Here is a 268-nt window from a genome sequence, read left to right on the forward strand (position 1 = left end):
GCGCTGGCAGTCACGGGGCTGAAGATGAGCTTCGGCCGTGCACGACCTGACCCCGCCTTCGCCGCCCTGGTGCAGGAGGGCCTGAGCTTCCCGAGCGGGCACGCGAGCATGTCCGCCGTGTTCTACCTGACCGTGGGCGTGCTGCTGGCGCAGCGGCAGGAGGGGCTGCGCGTGCGGGCCTTCCTGATCGGCATCGCGGTTTTCATGACCCTGCTGATCGGCGTGACCCGCGTGATGCTGGGCGTGCACTGGGCCAGCGACGTGCTCG

General features: G+C 70.1%; 1 protein-coding gene. It reads left to right on the top strand.

The annotated features are described in order from the left end of the window. A partial coding sequence (locus ACZ6JE_RS15250) for a phosphatase PAP2 family protein (protein ID WP_464319490.1) occupies nucleotides 1-268 on the top strand: 268 nt, incomplete at both ends.

The sequence above is a fragment of the Frigoribacterium sp. AC759 genome (assembly GCF_979256015.1).